Here is a 16,579-nt window from a genome sequence, read left to right on the forward strand (position 1 = left end):
ATGACTTTCGCAATCAAAGCAGAAAATTTAAGCAAGAAATACATAATAAATCGTAATAAGGAGAAGTACTACACATTTCGAGACACAATTACAAACTGTTTCAAAAGTACATTCAAAAAAACTTTCAACAAAAAAGAACATTTAAAGGCAAAGGAAGAATTCTGGGCACTGAAAGATGTATCGTTTCAGATAAATCATGGTGAACGAGTCGGCATAATCGGACGCAATGGTGCAGGAAAAAGCACCCTTTTGAAAATCCTTAGCCGTATCACCAATCCTACCACTGGGATGGCTCGTATAAAAGGCAAAACCTCAAGTTTGCTTGAGGTTGGGACAGGATTTCATCCGGAACTTACAGGCCGAGAAAACATTTACCTGAATGGTTCTATATTGGGAATGTCAAGAGCCGAGATTAAAAGGAAATTTGATGAAATTGTAGCATTTGCAGAAATCGAAAAATTCCTTGAAACGCCGGTTAAACGTTATTCCAGCGGAATGTATGTAAGATTGGCTTTTGCGGTAGCAGCACATTTGGAACCGGAAATAATGATAGTCGACGAGGTTCTTGCAGTGGGAGATATCCAGTTTCAACAAAAATGTTTCGGCAAGATGAAAGACGCCGGAAAGGAAGGTAAAACAGTACTTTTTGTAAGTCATAATATGGGCGCTATATGTGAATTATGCCAAAGAGGAATCTTATTAGAGGGCGGTAAAATGCTATATACCGGTACTGCCTCGGAAACTGTTTCGAAATATTTTGATACATTACATAAAGGTGGTAAATTTACAGTTCAAAATTGCGGACGAAGGGGCGGTTTGGGTGGTATTGAAATTTCTAATGTATGGATAACTAATTCAAAGAATGAAGAAATACAGTTTTTTTCACCAAATGAAAAAATCTACATAAATATTAAAGCCAGTATTGGCCTCAAATATAAAAATAAAGATAATCTTGAATTTGGAATGGCTATAGATAATGAAATTGGGACCCGATTATATACTTTTTTGTCTTCCTGGATTAACAAAACTTTTACAGCACAAAAAGACGAAATTATAGTAAGATGTATTCTTCCTACCGTCCCTCTGATAGGAGGGAAATATTTGGTTAGTGCAGTTGTAAATCATGGTCAAGAAGTTCTGGATGTAATCGAACATTGTGCGAGTTTTGACATTCTTTGTTCAGATCATTCCAATGCTCGCGGCAGAAGGAGTGATCACGGCCATTTATGCCTACCTTGTGATTTTGAGGTTGTCTCATAATATATGTTTAAAAGAGAAAAAAAAACTTTTGAATTCGCTCCAAACCTGTTGCAAAATATTATGAGCGATTCTGCTAATCCACTGAAAAGAATAGTTGAAATAATTCCTGACGGCTCAACCGTTTTGGATATTGGCGCAGGCTCCGGCATACTTGGGATGCTTCTCAAAATGCATCGTAAAAACATTATTATTGATGGAATCGAGCCGGATGAATATGCTGCATCTTTAGCACAATCCTCGTATCGTTTTTTTTATAATGGTTTCGCTGAACAGTTTATTGATAAAATTAAAAACCAAAGTTATGATTACATCATAATGGCTGATGTTGTCGAACACTTAAATGATCCTTTCACTTTTATCAATAAGTTACGGGAAGGAACAGAGCCAAAAACAAAATTTATTTTTTCCATTCCCAACGTTGCATTTGGTTCTGTTCGAATCTCTTTGCTAAATGGTGAATTCAACTATGTAGATTCCGGTCTGCTTGAAAGAACTCATCTTCGCTTTTTTACATTAAAAACGATAGAAAGCCTGGTTAAAAAACTGGATATGCATATCGAATTGCTGAATTTTCTTCAAAGAGATTTTTATACAACTGAAATTCCAATCCAAAATAATATCTCAAATTTACCAGCCTTGATGAAAATATATAAGGACCGCCTGGCATCTACATATCAGTTTCTTTTGGTTTTGACCAAATCAAAAGTCAACACCAAAAAAGAATATTATGGGCGCCCAGCCTTTAATCCGATTCTGTCTTATGTTAAATTGCCGCAAATGTTATCAAAATTAAAAAAAATGGCAAAATGGAGCCTAAGTAAATAATGAATAATATTGAGAAGATTTACCTTAACTTACTAAAACAATGTCTGACATATTACATATGGGGTGAAACAATTCAGCCCATTGAAATTACAGAATTCAACAGATTTAAAAAGCTTCTGATGACCATTTTTCTGAAAGTATTTGGAAATAATGTTAAGCTTGTTAAATCTTTCAGTTTCGATCCTGAAAAAAGACGAGAAGGACTCGACTGGCCGCCATTAGCTCATACAATGGTAGGTCTCAAGCGACTGGATAATCTTCAGTTCTGTATTGAGGATGTTATCAAGAACAATGTGCCAGGCGACCTGATTGAAACGGGTGTTTGGCGAGGCGGCGCTTCTATTCTGATGCGCGGCGTATTAAAAGCATATAACATTTCAGACCGAAATGTCTGGCTGGCAGATTCCTTTGAAGGACTGCCTGTCCCTAATCCTGAAAAGTATCCTAACGACAGAGATGATAATCATCACAAAATAAGCTTTCTTGCAGTTTCGATGGAAGAAGTAAAATCAAATTTTGAAAAGTATGATTTGCTTGACAGCCAAGTTAAATTTCTTAAAGGCTGGTTCAAGGATACCTTACCAAATGCTCCTATTGAAAAACTTGCGGTTATAAGGCTGGATGGGGACATGTATGAATCTACAATCAACAGCCTGGAAAATCTGTATCCCAAGCTTTCAAAAGGAGGTTATCTTATAGTTGATGACTATGCACTTGAGAATTGCAGAAAAGCTGTTCAGGATTTTCGTTCAGCTCACCAAATTAATGATGAAATAATTAAAATAGATTCAATTGGGGTTTATTGGCAGCGGAAATAAAACATTTTCTAAGTATTGAGCGATGAAGTTTTCTGGAGATCGATAATTTTGAATATGCCTAAGGTATCAGTTTGCATTCCAGCTTATAATCAGCCGGAGCTTCTTCGTAAAACTCTTAATTCTGTTATCACTCAATCTTTCGAGAATTACGAAATCATAGTAACAGATGATTCAACCGATGACCGAGTTGAAAGATTGATTAAAGAATTCAGCCCTAACCCAAATATCAGATATTATAAAAATGAAAAGCCTAAAGGTTCCCCTCAAAATTGGAATTATGCAGTTAGTCTTGCAACGGGCGAATATATTAAGTTAATGCATCATGATGACTGGTTTGAAAACCAAAACAGTCTTTGTGAATTTGTTCGATTGCTTGATTCCAACCCAAAAGCTGATTTCGCTTTTTCTGCCTGTTTGGCAAAAGATTTAGATGATACACTTAAATTCGTTCATAAGCCCAATCCTGAACAAATTAAAAAACTTCATGACAATCCTGATATATTATTTTTTGGCAACTTTATTGGTTCCCCAAGCACCACCATTTTCCGGAAAAAAATTGATGCGAGCTTTGATCCAAAACTCAAATGGATTGTTGACACCGATTTCTACATCAGAGTCCTTTGCAAACATAAGTTTATTTATTCTTCAAGCCCCCTGCTTTGTATTACAACAGGAACTGCTCAACAGGTAACAGGTGAATGCTGCAATAACAAACAAGTTGAGCTATTTGAGTATATCTATGTTTCAGGAAAATTAAAGTCAGCTTTCCCCAATTTTCGACGAATCTGGTTTTTCGCAAAGTTATTTAAAAAATATCATATTTTAACTTTCAAAGATATTTACGATGTCGATAACTCCCGCTGCATAAATGCGAAAGAGGTTACTATTGCATTGTTATTAAATAAAATTATTTTTTATGGCGAGAGAATTACACAATATCCAAGGAAAATCTTAAGACATTCGTCACGCATTATGAAATCGAAGAAGAATATTTTTGATTTAATCCGTTTAGTTATAGCGGCTTTCGTCTCGAAAAAATATTTTTATTTTAAATCATATTCTCAATGCGGAGAAGATTTGATTGTAAGCTATATACTTAAAAATTATCTTAAAATCGAATTTCCATCCTATCTTGATATTGGTACGAATGACCCTGTGCATTTTAATAACACTTATTATTTTTATCGGGCAAATTCCAAAGGGGTATGCATCGAACCTAATCCTGAATTATTTAAAAAAATCAAAAAAATTCGTCCCAAAGATATTTGCTTGAATGTTGGGATAGGCTCCAAGAATATAAAATCCGCTGATTTTTACGTTCTGTCAAGTGATACGCTTAGCTCGTTCTCCAAAGATGAAGCTGAAAGGCTGTGTACTTTACATGCACAAAAATCTGAAAAGATTCTCAAAATTCCTGTTGTAAATATAAACGAGATTATCGAAAAATATTTTGAAAAAACGCCAAATTTTGTTTCTATCGATACCGAAGGGATGGATTTGGAGATACTTAATGCAATAAATTTTTTAAAGTTCAGGCCTGAAGTTTTTTGCATTGAAACCCTTACATACGTTGAAGATAAGTCGGAGCGCAAAATAAACGAAATATCCTCGTTTATGAAAGACAATGGTTATGTTATATACGCCGATACATACATTAATACAATTTATGTTGATGAGAACGCATGGAAAAAACGATAAAAAATGATTTAAAACTCCATCTTGGTTGCGGCGAAATTTATATTGATGGATATACTAATATTGATTTTCCAAACAGTGAACATACGGTTCAACATGTCAAAGCTGATAAATATGCTGATATAACTAAACTGGATTTCCCCAAAAATTCTGTTGAAGAAATACGATTGCATCATGTTTTTGAACATTTCTCAAGACCTGTCGCGCTCGCTTTAATTTGTAAGTGGCGAGATTGGCTAAAACCGGGTGGTTTGCTTAGAATTGAAACTCCTGATGTTATGAAGGGATTTACAAAAATGGTACTGCCATGGATTTCCCGCGATGCGAAGCAGCAAATAATGCGTCATATTTTTGGCTCTCATGAAGCCGATTGGGCGATTCATAAGGATGGATGGTACAGGGTAAAATTTAAAAATACTTTAACAGCATTGGGATTTAAAAAACTGATATTTAAAAAATCAAGGTGGCAGTCGCTAAATAATATTGAAGTGCGAGCTTATAAAGGTGATATGGAAATGTCATTTTTAAATTACAAGGAAATCGTACAGACTCTTCTGAAAAAAAGTTGTATTACAATTCGTAGAAAACGCTTATCCGGCAGTGAACTTCAAATGCTTGATGTATGGCTGGAGATATTCGAAAAAACATACAAAAATTTATAATTACTGCTCTTCTGCTAAATGGATAATCAAAAAATTGAATCAAGACTTCCGCTTGTAAGCATTATATTGCCGGTCTATAATGGAATGCCCTATCTTGAATCATCAATTAAAAGCATACGGACTCAGACTTATAGAAATTTTGAACTAATTATTGTTAATGATGGTTCAAAAGATAATTCAATGAATTTTTTGCGAGATATAAAAGATTCAAGAATCAGGCTTTTTGAGCAGGAAAACATGGGATTGGCAGCCACTCTGAATAAAGGGATCGGTTATTCTAAAGGTGAATTTATTGCCAGGCACGATCAGGATGATATCTCATTGCCTTTAAGGCTGGAAAAACAAGTTGCTTTTTTAATAAACAACCACGATTATGCTTTAGTAGGAACCTGGGCCTCAATAATTAATAATGATGGAGAAACTGGTCGTGCTCATTTGCATCCAGCTGAAAATATTCAGCTTCAGTTTGAATTGCTTTTCGATAATCCTTTTGTCCATAGTTCGGTAATGCTGCGTAAAAGTATTTTTGAAGCTGTTGGTTTATACTCAACCGATAAAAACAGACAGCCGCCTGAAGATTATGAACTCTGGTCAAGAATCGCCCGGCATGCCAAAATCGCAAATATACCCGAAGTTCTGCACTTGTATCGTGAAATCCCTTCTAGTATGTCAAGAACAGGAATTAACCCTTTTCTTGATAAGGTAATTGACAGAAGTATCGAAAATTTAACTTGGGCCAATAAAAATGAAACTGATGAAACCATCAATATAATTTCTGCTCTTGCCCATAGGGCTTATTACCGAATTAGAACAAAACCAAAATTAATTAAAATTTTTTTAATGCTTTTAAAATTAAGTTTAGCTGTGAAAAAGAATTCTGGGGAATCAATTTTAAAACTGAAAAAAAGGTTCATTTTGCGATATTTCTCAATTCTGAATTCATATAAAGGTTATAAATTCCAAAATCAAAAATGAAAATCTGCTGCGTAATTGGTGGAACTGGGTTTATAGGTTCAAATCTTGTTCCTAAATTAGTTTCCTCTGGGAGATTCGTAAAAGTAATCGGAAGAAATCCTAATCCGATGGTTTCTTTACCGAAAAATTCTGAATATTATTCTGGAAATTACGGGGATTCTCGTTTTTTAGCCAAAATACTAAAAGGTGTAAATGAGGTTATCCATCTTGCATATTCTTCTGTACCGAAAACCAGTTATGATGATCCTATTCATGATATTTTGAATAATCTTCCGGAAACAGTTCAGCTTTTCAATTTAGCATTAAAAGCTAAAATTAAAAAAATTCTAATTGTATCATCTGGAGGAACAGTTTACGGAAAAATTGCCCGTTCCCCTGCTTCGGAATCCGTCCCTACAAATCCCCTCTCGCCATATGGAATCACGAAGCTTGCCTGTGAAAAATATGCCATGATGTTTTACGAAATTCATAATTTGCCAGTGATTTGTGTCAGGCCGGCAAATGCTTATGGAGAAGGCCAGAAGGCTTTTACAGGTCAGGGTTTTATTGCATCAGCAATTTGCTCCATTCTTCAAAAAAAAAAAATACAATTGTATGGTGATACTGGAACTGTTAGAGATTACATACACATAGATGATTTGACAAATGGAATACTTTTGGCTCTTCGCTCTGGCAAAATAGGGAATTGTTATAATATTGGAACAGGTCTGGGTAAGAATAATATTGAAATTCTTGAATTATTACGACCTTTCGCTGAGAAAGCTAAATTGAAAATCAAAATCAAAAAACTTGCACTAAGACCGTTTGATGTTCCATTTAATGTTCTTAATTTTAATAAGTTAAAAAAAGATACAGGATGGGAACCTAAAATTCCTTTAAGTTTAGGATTGCAGAAAACATGGGATTGGTTCAGTAAAATTCATGAGGAATATAAATGCGGATTTTAATGTGTTGTGAATTTTATGCTCCCAGTCAGGGCGGTGTTCAGAAAGTAATACAGGAAGTCGCAGAACATCTTGTACGCAAAGGGCATGATGTAACCGTTGCGACTTCAGCATTACCAGAGAGGAATTTTACAAATTTAAATGGTGTTAAAATAAAAGAATTTAAAGCATCGGGCAACCTAGTAGCGGGTTTGAGAGGTAAAGTAAATAATTATCAGGATTTTATCTTATCTGAAAATTTCGATGCTGTTTTGGTTAAAGCTGCGCAGCAGTGGACTTTCGATGCTCTATGGCCGATTATTGATAAAATTAAAGCAAGGAAAGTACATATTCCTTGCGGATATTCATGTCTCTACAATGATAATTTTAAAGAATATTATCAAAAAATGCCTGATATTCTCAAAAAATTCGATCATCTTATTTTTTATGCGGAAAACTATCGTGATATTGATTTCGTGAAACAACATGGAATCAAAAACTACTCAATATTACCAAATGGTGCAAGTGAAGTTGAATTCAGAGGTGAATCGTCTAATAATTTTAGAAAACAATTTAATATCCCAGCGGATGATATTGTTTTTTTATCGGTTGGCTCTCCTCCTTTCATGAAAGGTCATTTCGAAGTTGCCTTAGCGTATTCTATGTTAAACTTGCCGCATAACTCAACGTTGATTCTGAATGGAAATTATCAAAGTTTTGAAAATCCTTTCAGTAACCAGATAGATGGTCTTGTGTTCAGGCTCAAACAGAAAGCTAAAGATTTAGTTAAATTACTTTTGGGCCGTTCCAGATGTAACCTGAGTATGTTTTTCAAAACTATCAAATCTATTCAAAAACAAAAAAATAAAAGGATAATGATTCTAAATCTGCCAAGGGAAAAGGTTGTTTCAGCTTTTTTTCATGCTGATATATTTGTTTTTGCGTCACATATCGAATATTCCCCGCTCGTTCTATATGAATCTTCGGCAGCTGGTTTGCCTTTTATTTCTGCTTCGGTAGGAAATGCTGAAGAAATAGCTCGGTGGACTCAAGGAGGCATTGTTTATCCTGTAAAACAGGATGGGTATGGTTATGCAATATCAGACCCTGAACAATTGGCTATGCACATGACTGAATTAGCAGATGATAAATCCAAACGGGAATTACTTGGATTTAATGGCAGGAAAAATTGGGAACAAAATTATACGTGGGAAAAAATTACTGATATATATGAGAAAATTCTAGCGGGCAATCAATATGCTTCAAATCAAAAAATTATTTAATTTAAAAAATTTATCTTTAACAACTGCCAATCCAGTCCCTCTCCATGGAGGAAAAAATTTTGAAGTGGATATGTGGGCCATTTCCAAGTTTATATTTAAAAAAGTCATTCCGGTCATTGGTTGTCATCCATACCCCCTGAATGAATTATCCTTAATGGTTTCAACCATCTGTTGGCTGAAACCGACACACATTTTCGAATGGGGCACGCATTATGGTAAATCTGCCAGAGTTTTTTATGAAACAATCACATATTTCAATTTAAATACAGAAATTCATTCCATTGATTTGCCAATAGATCAGGAGCACGTTGAACATCCCAAAAATAAAAGAGGTATCTATGTCAAAAAATTCAAAAGAGTAAATTTACATTTAGGCGACGGCCTGAATAAATCTCTTGAAATTTATAACTCATGCAATCATATTGCTGTTCCTTTATTTTTTCTAGACGGCGACCATTCTTATGAATCAGTTAAAAGAGAATTAAATACGATATCAGCGAAAGTTTCAAATCCGAACTTTCTTGTTCATGACACTTTGTTTCAGTCATCTGAATCAAAATATAATATTGGCCCCAATCAGGCTGTTAAAGAGTTTCTAAAAAATAATTCAGAAAAATATCTTACAATAGAAACATCTCTGGGTTTGCCAGGGATGACTTTGATTTTAAAAAATGATAGTCATTAAATTATTAGGCGGCCTTGGCAATCAAATGTTTCAGTATGCTCTGGGACGACAGCTTTCATTGAAGCTGAACACAGAGCTTAAAATTGACTTATCGGAATTCCGTACTTATCCGCTTCGTCAGTATGAATTAAATTTTTTCGGCATCAATGAAAACTTTATTGAACGCGAAGAACTTAACAGGTTAAAAAAAAAGTATTTCAAATGGTTTTCAGCTAACTCTTATATGGTTGTTAAAGAGAAAAGTTTCTTATTCGAACCTGAAATCTTATCTCTTTCAGGTAATTTAATGTTAAAGGGATATTGGCAAAGTTACAGGTATTTCGATAGAATTCCAGAGACTTTACGGAAAGATTTTAGTCTTAAGCAGCCTTTTAGCAGACCATACCAATTGTTGACAGAAGAAATTTGCAATTCCAATTCTGTTAGTGTACATATCAGGAGAGGTGATTACATACAAAATAAAATAACGAATCAGTATCATGGAGTTTGCAATCTACAGTACTATCTGGATGCTGCCAATTTTATCGCACAAAAAATAAATGATCCTGTTTTTTATGTTTTCTCTGATGATCATGATTGGTTAAAAAGTAATTTTGTGATTCCTTTCAAATTTAAGCTAATCGCCGGAATCGAAAAACAAACATCGCAGCAGGATATGATTTTGATGTCGAATTGCAAACACCACATTATTGCAAACAGTACCTTTTCCTGGTGGGCAGCATGGTTAAATCCGAATCCGCAAAAAATTGTCATCGCTCCGCTTAAATGGTTTGCCGGTGCAAGAAACAAGACAGACGACCTCATTCCGATAGATTGGATTAGATTATAAAATGCCGCAACCTTTAATTTCAGTTGTGATGCCGGTATGCAACGGAGAAAAATTTCTTTCAGATTCTATTGAAAGCATACTAAATCAGTCATTTTCAGATTTTGAATTTATTATAATTGAGAATGGCTCAACTGACAATTCCTGGCAGATAATTAAGTCTTATTCAGACTCAAGGATTAAAGCCATTCGCTCATCAATAAAACAGGTAGGATACAATCTCAATCTTGGCATAATGAATTCTGTTGGTAAGTATATAGCCAGAATGGATTGCGACGATATATCCAATATTGACCGCCTTCGAAGTCTGTTTGAATTTCTTGAAAAGAATTCTGATATTACTGTTGTTGGTTCTGCTTTCCAGACCTTTGGTACCAATGTGAAAGAGAAAATCATTCGAATGCCAGAAACTAACAGCCTTATCAGACGCAAATTGCCGTTCAGGTTTTGCTTCTGTCATCCATCTGTTATGTTCAAACGAGAAGTTGTTCTCAATTATGGAGGTTACTGGAATTTCAATTCTTGTGAAGATTTGGATTTATGGTTGCGCCTTTCAAGAAATGCTAATATCAAATTTGCAAATCTCCATAAAGTTCTTCTAAAGTATCGCATCCACCCTGGTCAGGTAAAAGGTAAAAAAGAAACTTACATCGAAATGTCAGGACTTATGTTTCGAGAATCGCTATTGCGAAAATCTCCTAAATATTTTTGCGGGTTTCTTATTTCTCTTTTAAAAATTTTATTCAAATGATAATCCATTTCATACATAATCCCGTTAGCGCCAAAAGGTTCGTCGAACCCCTTGTGGATTGCCTAAATAAAAACAATTTCAAAACTGAATTATGGGTGGAAAACAAAATCGGGTTGGAACACTTTATTGATCAGATTGCCTGCCCGGTCAATTTTTGCGAATTTGATATTTCTCCCAATCCTTTTCAGTTTACTTTTAGGTGTCTTTCCCTTATCAAAAAATTAAGGAAGTTAAGACCAAAAGCAGTTCATGCTCATCAAACCCGGGCCGCTCTTATCCCCCTTTTGGCTGCCCGTATTTGCCGAGTCCCAATTAGAATTTATCATAATCATGGCATTCCCTATATTGGGCACAAAGGGTTTTTTAGGTTTTTTCTTTTCGCTTTGGAAAAAATTAACTGCCGTCTGGCAACAAATGTTATTACGGTTTCCCCAACCTTGAAAAGTATTATCGAAAGCGATATAAATCCGCCAAATGGTTGTTGTATTTTAGGAAATGGTTCAGCATGCGGCATAGACCTCAGCGAGTTCCCGAAAAATCTCTGCTCCGAAGGAGAGAAACAAATTTACAGAAAAGAATTAGGTATTCCTGAAAAAAGTTTTGTCGCACTTTTCTGCGGAAGACCTGTCAAAAGAAAAGGAATAGATGTCTTGTTTTCAGCTTGGGAAAAAACCAAGATTAATAGAGACAAACTATTGCTTCTTGCAGGTGTACATGATTCAGACTTAAAAAGAAAGTGGAAAACAATTCCTGGAATAAACCCCCTCGGGTTCGTTTCTAATATGAAAAAATTGTATTCTGCTTCCGACATTGTGGTTTTGCCAAGCTTTCATGAGGGCACAAGCTATACTATTCTTGAGGCGTTTGCATCTTTTAGAACTGTAATTGCTTGTGATATACCAGGAAATGATTATATTATAAAAAATCAGGTCAATGGTTTTTTGATACAGCCAGGCGATTGGATTGAGTTAAAGAACAAATTGGAACAGGTAAGCGAAAATGAAGATCTTCGTGATTTGGAATTGGCCGCCAGAGAAACTATTGAAAAAAAATTCGATAGGCGTATTTGTCTCAATAATTTAATTGATTTTTATTCAGAACTGAATTTATGATTATCAGTTTAAGTCTATTCATATTTGATATTTTCATGATATTGGGAATATTTCTATTATCCTTTGCATTAAGATATGGTTTGAATCTTCCTGAATATAACTTTTTGCCTTTCAAGCAAAACATTTTACCTATTATCCTTATTTATATGGTTTCTTTTGTTTTATCAAGATTTTACAAAAAACGGTTTACATCGTTCTGGGAATTATTCAAAAGAATATTTACAGGTATGGTGATTTCTACCACTTCAGGAGTTATCTTCCTTTATTTATTAAGATATAAATATTTGGCTTTTCCATCGAGTATTTTTTTGATTTCATTTTTTGTGGGAGTTATCACTTTATTTCTGTCACATGCGATTATTTTGGATTTATTAAAAAAAATCAACAAAAAAATAATTATTATTGGCCATCAAACTATCGAAGAAATTCTAGAACAGGGTTCAAGGATTGAGGAAATTAGAATCAAAAATGTTGAGCAATTACTGAATTATAGGGATGCCGATGAAATAGTTATTTGCGAAAAATTCCATTCCGATAACCAGATGAATCTGCTTGTATATCTACTGTTGGAATTGAAAATAAAAGTAGTATTCAGCCCCAAACTTTATCTACAGCTTTTAGCAGAGAATATTTTGGAACAGAGTTCAATTCAGTTTTTGACATCAGTAATTGGCAGAAAATCCGATTTTGAGGAATTTCTTATGAGGGCTCTCGATATAGCCGGCAGTATTTTATTTTTGTTGTGCGCCAGCCCACTCATTATTTTAGGCTCAATTTTGATTTGGCTAACATCCGGCAGACCAATTTTCTATAAACAGGAACGCCTTACAAAAAATGGCGAATCTTTCGTGCTTTATAAATTTAGAACTATGATAAATAATGCTGAAGATGCAACAGGGCCTGTTCTGGCTACCGAAAATGACTCCAGAATCACCAAAATTGGGCGTTTTTTAAGACAAACCAGATTCGATGAAATACCTCAACTATTTAATATTCTAAAAGGGGATATGAGTTTGGTGGGTCCTCGTCCCGAAAGACCGCATTTTATTAAAAGTAATAAATTGCTCAGAGAAAGTCGGCTTGCTGTCAAGCCCGGGCTTACAGGTTTTGCCCAAATTAGGAAATTATACGATTTACATCCCAGACACAAAATCAAATACGATTATCTTTATATTCAAAAAAGATCTGTGCTGGTAAACTTATATATTCTTCTCAAAACTATTCCTGTAATATTGATGAGAAAGGGTAGATAGATCGCTGAAATTGATTAAAAACTGACCCGCTGAAACAAGATTGCACAAAATCGCACACATCGCCACGTGTTGAAAACAAACTCCAGAGACCAATGGATGAATCCCGTACGGTACAAATATTATTTTACTATAAATCATTACAATGAGAAGACTTAAAGTTTTCACTGACGAAAGTTATTGCATGTACACATTGGTTCTTGTAGCATTTAGAGACTATGAAACAGGAATTATGGATTACATTGGTCACATGTCTTGCCTATTGCATTGACAACGAACTTTATAAAGCTATTGATTATCTTCGGGAACAGGTCCGGGTACTTATAGAGCAGCAGGAAAAACAGAATAAACGGATTCTGCTGACAAAGAACCAAAAAATGCGAGTAGCTGCCAAAACAAAGAAGCTCAGTAGAAAAATGTTGGAACAGTGTACAGTGCTGTTTACGCCAGATACCATACTTGGATGGTTTAACAAACTCGTTGCTGAGAAATATAATGGCGCTGAAAATCGCGGCAAAGTCGGAAGACCACAAATCAATCATGGCATAGTACAACTGGTCATCAAATTCAAAAATGAAAATCCGCGCTGGGGTTATCAGAAAATAACAGACCAGATTATGTATTTGGGATTTAAGATTAGCGAATCAACCGTCAAAAATATACTTATCGAAAATGGTTATAATCCTGAACCCGACTTAACCGTAAAAGCTACATGGTGGCAGTTTATAAAAAGCCATTGGAATGTCTTAGCTGCCTGCGATTTCTTTACGATTGAACTGCTCGTAGGACGAAAACTTATACGATGTACTGTTTTCTTTGTCATTGAGCTTTCTACCAGAAAAGTTTTCTTTGCACCCATTAAACCCCAGCCTGATGGTATGTACATGGAACAGGTAGCAAAGATTTTAACTGATTATGAAGATGGTTTTCTTAAAGGCAAGAAATACCTAATCCACGACAGAGACCCGCTTTACACGGATGGATTCCACAATATATTAAAATCCTCTGGTGTAAAACCGGTAAAGCTGCCGCCGCGAAGCCCTGATTTAAATTCTTACGCGGAAAGATTTGTGAAATCCGTAAAATCGGAGTATCTGGATCATCTGATACTGTCTTCAGTAAAACAGCTTGAATACGCATTAAATTCTTACCGTGACTATTATCATCACGAAAGAATTCATCAATCACTCGGCATGATAATTGAGCCGATTCATAAAACAGATGAAGATTCTGAAATCGTCTGCATCAAACGGCTCGGCGGCCTGCTCAAATCATATCACAGATTAGCGGCCTGACAAGCCATTGCTTTTCAGATACATCCACAGTGATTAGTGTGCGCTTTGCAGAAACTTTTATCAAAGACAGCATTTCCAACCAGCTAAAACAAAAAACTCAAAAGTTTTCAGCGATATCACTGACCAAATTTTCAATGTAGAGTCGAGATGTGGCGAGGTGGTAGCCAGCTGTAAATTAAATAATATTGATCCCTTTGCATACTTCAGGGACGTGCTGAGCAAAATTAGTACTCATCCGGTGGAAAAGATTGATGAGTTGCTGCCGAGTAATTGGAAAACACCGGAAAAATCAGCCGACAAAGCTGCCGCATAAATTTTTTGCAGGGGTGTGATTTGCCGAGATGATACGCCAGCACCACCCTGAGAATTATTAACTACCCCTCAATCAACATTATATTACGGCTGTTGACGTAATTCAATAACTTCACCGTCCGGACCACGTAAATAAACCACCCACACACCCGGTCGAAATTCAACCGGTTCACCAAGAAATTCAAGTCCTATCTCTTTGAATTTTTTTACATGTTTATGGAATTCATTGACCTCAAATCCGATATGAATGAGTCCATAGTCGCATTGTCGCATATCTTTTGCTCTATTGATTCCTACGGGATTGCTGTATTCAAATAGTTCGAGGATGCCATCGCCTAATTGCAAATGGGCAATTTTGCATTGTGCACCTTTGACGCCAATGACCCTGCCAATTCGGTCATCCGTAACATCCAATTCCATCAGAACCTTCATCCCCAGAAAATCCCTATAAAATTCCAGAGATTTTCCCATACTACTTACACCCAAACCAACATGTCCCAAGCTTTTAATCATTTTCTATTCCTTGTAGGCATTCACCGCAGCAGCAGCCACTTTTTTATGAACGTTCAGATCCAGCATATCAGGCAGCAACGCGCCATCCGGTGCAAGCGAAGCAAGCATTTTCGACACAGCTATCTGCATTTCAATCGTTATCTGTTTGGCCTTAACATCGAGAGCGCCTCTAAACAAACCCGGATACGCAAGAGCGTTATTAATCGTCCTGCCGTCAGCAGCAACCGCTGCCCCAGCCGCAAGCGCTTCGTCAACGCTGATTTCGCCAACCGGATTGCTCAACGGGAACACCAACGCGTTCTTTGCCATTGCAGATATCATATCGCACGATACCATTTTTGGCTGTGCAACACCGATAAAAATATCCCTGCCCTTAAATCCTTCCAGCAGTCCGCCCCTTACGTTATTCTTATTTGTTATCTCCGCTATTTTATGTTTGTACGGATTCATCTTTTCTGTTCTGCATTTATATAATGGCCCAACGGAATCATAAACAATAATATCTTTTATTCCGAATTTCAGAAGCATTTTTGTAATTGCTATTCCTGCGGCACCGGCTCCGACAATTATCGCCGTGCAGTCTTCGGGCTTGCGATTGGTTTTCTTCAAAGCGTTAATTATAGCGGCAAGACTTACCGTTGCCGTTCCGTGCTGGTCATCGTGAAATACCGGAATGTTAAGCCGAGCCTGCAATTTATCTTCAACTTCAAAACACGTCGGCGCAGATATATCTTCAAGCTGAATTGCGCCAAAGCTCGGCGCTATTTTGCAAACAGTCTCGACTATTTCATCGGGCTTTTTCGAATCGACAAGAATCGGAATCGCGCTTACTCCAGCAAATTCCGCGAAGATTGCGGCCTTGCCCTCCATCACCGGCAGTGATGGCACGATACCGATATTGCCCAGTCCAAGAACAGCCGTACCGTCCGTTACTATCGCCACTCTGTCGCACAAGCCGGTCAGTTCCCACGCTGATTCAGGATTTTTGACTATCTCATTGCAGACAAACGCAACGCCGGGCGTATAGACCATTCTAAGGTCGGTTAGACTTTTTATCGGCACTCTGCTTACCATTTCAATCGCACCGCGATGGTGCATATCAAACATATTATCGTTTACGCCGAGAATCTCAATACCCTCAACGCCATTAACAGCGATAACCACGCCATCCAATTGTTTTTTGTTGGAGCAAAACACCTGAACATCGCGAATTTTACTGATGCCCTCAATCCCGACCGTGCTGACATCGCCGAGATTCGCTTTTTCCTGCCCTATCGTCGCCAGCAGTTTGCCGAGCATACCGGGCTTGTCCTGAATCCTGCACCGCAGTGTATAAACTTCTGGAGCGCGATAACGCTCCTGCCAACTGATTCTACTTACATCCATCGCCATAA

The 16,579-nt window shown here is 36.4% G+C and carries 16 protein-coding genes and 1 pseudogene; 15 read left to right on the top strand and 2 right to left on the bottom strand.

Features of this window, described 5'->3' with window-relative positions; genetic code table 11:
* The 15 genes and pseudogenes from LLF92_06935 to LLF92_07005 all read left to right on the top strand — a co-directional run bounded on the left by LLF92_06935 (position 1) and on the right by LLF92_07005 (position 14,673).
* Positions 1-1,260, top strand: coding sequence for an ABC transporter ATP-binding protein (locus LLF92_06935; protein MCE5340848.1), 1,260 nt, complete (start codon positions 1-3; stop codon positions 1,258-1,260).
* A gap of 3 nt (positions 1,261-1,263) precedes the next feature.
* Complete coding sequence (locus LLF92_06940; GenBank protein ID MCE5340849.1) at positions 1,264-2,085, top strand: class I SAM-dependent methyltransferase; 822 nt, start codon at positions 1,264-1,266, stop codon at positions 2,083-2,085.
* Complete coding sequence (locus LLF92_06945) at positions 2,085-2,903, top strand: TylF/MycF family methyltransferase (protein MCE5340850.1); 819 nt, start codon at positions 2,085-2,087, stop codon at positions 2,901-2,903. Before LLF92_06940 ends, LLF92_06945 begins: the two co-directional genes overlap by 1 nt.
* Positions 2,904-2,957: 54 nt before the next feature.
* Positions 2,958-4,601 (top strand): FkbM family methyltransferase, encoded by a 1,644-nt coding sequence (locus LLF92_06950; GenBank protein MCE5340851.1) that lies wholly within the window; start codon positions 2,958-2,960, stop codon positions 4,599-4,601.
* Complete coding sequence (locus LLF92_06955; protein ID MCE5340852.1) at positions 4,586-5,260, top strand: class I SAM-dependent methyltransferase; 675 nt, start codon at positions 4,586-4,588, stop codon at positions 5,258-5,260. The genes LLF92_06950 and LLF92_06955 overlap by 16 nt, the downstream gene beginning before the upstream one ends.
* Before the next feature lie 18 nt (positions 5,261-5,278).
* Entirely contained in the window at positions 5,279-6,235 is a 957-nt protein-coding gene (locus LLF92_06960; GenBank protein MCE5340853.1) for a glycosyltransferase family 2 protein, read from the top strand.
* A complete protein-coding gene (locus LLF92_06965; protein MCE5340854.1) occupies positions 6,232-7,182 on the top strand; it encodes a GDP-mannose 4,6-dehydratase in 951 nt (316 codons plus the stop codon). Before LLF92_06960 ends, LLF92_06965 begins: the two co-directional genes overlap by 4 nt.
* Positions 7,170-8,441 (top strand): glycosyltransferase family 4 protein, encoded by a 1,272-nt coding sequence (locus LLF92_06970; GenBank protein ID MCE5340855.1) that lies wholly within the window; start codon positions 7,170-7,172, stop codon positions 8,439-8,441. Before LLF92_06965 ends, LLF92_06970 begins: the two co-directional genes overlap by 13 nt.
* Positions 8,416-9,126, top strand: coding sequence for a class I SAM-dependent methyltransferase (locus LLF92_06975; protein MCE5340856.1), 711 nt, complete (start codon positions 8,416-8,418; stop codon positions 9,124-9,126). The genes LLF92_06970 and LLF92_06975 overlap by 26 nt, the downstream gene beginning before the upstream one ends.
* Positions 9,113-9,955 (top strand): alpha-1,2-fucosyltransferase, encoded by an 843-nt coding sequence (locus LLF92_06980; GenBank protein ID MCE5340857.1) that lies wholly within the window; start codon positions 9,113-9,115, stop codon positions 9,953-9,955. Before LLF92_06975 ends, LLF92_06980 begins: the two co-directional genes overlap by 14 nt.
* A gap of 28 nt (positions 9,956-9,983) precedes the next feature.
* Positions 9,984-10,703: a glycosyltransferase gene (locus LLF92_06985; protein ID MCE5340858.1), complete on the top strand. Its 720-nt coding sequence runs from the start codon at positions 9,984-9,986 to the stop codon at positions 10,701-10,703.
* 95 nt (positions 10,704-10,798) lie between these two features.
* The gene (locus LLF92_06990; protein ID MCE5340859.1) at positions 10,799-11,815 is read left to right on the top strand and encodes a glycosyltransferase; all 1,017 of its coding nucleotides are present in this window, start codon (positions 10,799-10,801) and stop codon (positions 11,813-11,815) included.
* Positions 11,816-11,895: 80 nt separating this feature from the next.
* A complete protein-coding gene (locus tag LLF92_06995) occupies positions 11,896-13,068 on the top strand; it encodes a sugar transferase (protein ID MCE5340860.1) in 1,173 nt (390 codons plus the stop codon).
* Between the two features lie 215 nt (positions 13,069-13,283).
* Positions 13,284-14,360 carry an integrase core domain-containing protein gene (locus LLF92_07000; GenBank protein MCE5340861.1) on the top strand — a complete coding sequence of 359 codons (1,077 nt, stop codon included), beginning with the start codon at positions 13,284-13,286 and terminating at the stop codon, positions 14,358-14,360.
* A gap of 157 nt (positions 14,361-14,517) precedes the next feature.
* Positions 14,518-14,673: pseudogene (locus LLF92_07005) on the top strand (transposase domain-containing protein).
* An 83-nt stretch (positions 14,674-14,756) separates the two neighbouring features.
* Here the strand turns inward: LLF92_07005 and LLF92_07010 are convergent.
* Together LLF92_07010 and LLF92_07015 are read right to left on the bottom strand one after the other, a co-directional pair.
* Positions 14,757-15,185, bottom strand: coding sequence for a VOC family protein (locus tag LLF92_07010; GenBank protein ID MCE5340862.1), 429 nt, complete (start codon positions 15,183-15,185; stop codon positions 14,757-14,759).
* A 3-nt stretch (positions 15,186-15,188) separates the two neighbouring features.
* Complete coding sequence (locus LLF92_07015; GenBank protein MCE5340863.1) at positions 15,189-16,577, bottom strand: NAD-dependent malic enzyme; 1,389 nt, start codon at positions 16,575-16,577, stop codon at positions 15,189-15,191.
* Positions 16,578-16,579 lie beyond the last annotated feature (2 nt).

The organism is Planctomycetaceae bacterium, assembly GCA_021371795.1.
Lineage (GTDB): Bacteria > Planctomycetota > Phycisphaerae > Sedimentisphaerales > UBA12454 > UBA12454.

Bases quoted from the DNA above. Each gene is read 5' to 3' on its own strand.
- LLF92_06950 (MCE5340851.1), top strand. From the start codon at position 2,958: ATGCCTAAGGTATCAGTTTGCATTCCAGCTTATAATCAGCCGGAGCTT.
- LLF92_06955 (MCE5340852.1), top strand. From the start codon at position 4,586: ATGGAAAAAACGATAAAAAATGATTTAAAACTCCATCTTGGTTGCGGC.
- LLF92_06975 (MCE5340856.1), top strand. From the start codon at position 8,416: ATGCTTCAAATCAAAAAATTATTTAATTTAAAAAATTTATCTTTAACA.
- LLF92_06965 (MCE5340854.1), top strand. From the start codon at position 6,232: ATGAAAATCTGCTGCGTAATTGGTGGAACTGGGTTTATAGGTTCAAAT.
- LLF92_07015 (MCE5340863.1), bottom strand. From the start codon at position 16,577: ATGGCGATGGATGTAAGTAGAATCAGTTGGCAGGAGCGTTATCGCGCT.
- LLF92_07010 (MCE5340862.1), bottom strand. From the start codon at position 15,185: ATGATTAAAAGCTTGGGACATGTTGGTTTGGGTGTAAGTAGTATGGGA.
- LLF92_06940 (MCE5340849.1), top strand. From the start codon at position 1,264: ATGTTTAAAAGAGAAAAAAAAACTTTTGAATTCGCTCCAAACCTGTTG.
- LLF92_06945 (MCE5340850.1), top strand. From the start codon at position 2,085: ATGAATAATATTGAGAAGATTTACCTTAACTTACTAAAACAATGTCTG.
- LLF92_06985 (MCE5340858.1), top strand. From the start codon at position 9,984: ATGCCGGTATGCAACGGAGAAAAATTTCTTTCAGATTCTATTGAAAGC.
- LLF92_07000 (MCE5340861.1), top strand. From the start codon at position 13,284: ATGAAACAGGAATTATGGATTACATTGGTCACATGTCTTGCCTATTGC.
- LLF92_06980 (MCE5340857.1), top strand. From the start codon at position 9,113: ATGATAGTCATTAAATTATTAGGCGGCCTTGGCAATCAAATGTTTCAG.
- LLF92_06960 (MCE5340853.1), top strand. From the start codon at position 5,279: ATGGATAATCAAAAAATTGAATCAAGACTTCCGCTTGTAAGCATTATA.
- LLF92_06970 (MCE5340855.1), top strand. From the start codon at position 7,170: ATGCGGATTTTAATGTGTTGTGAATTTTATGCTCCCAGTCAGGGCGGT.
- LLF92_06935 (MCE5340848.1), top strand. From the start codon at position 1: ATGACTTTCGCAATCAAAGCAGAAAATTTAAGCAAGAAATACATAATA.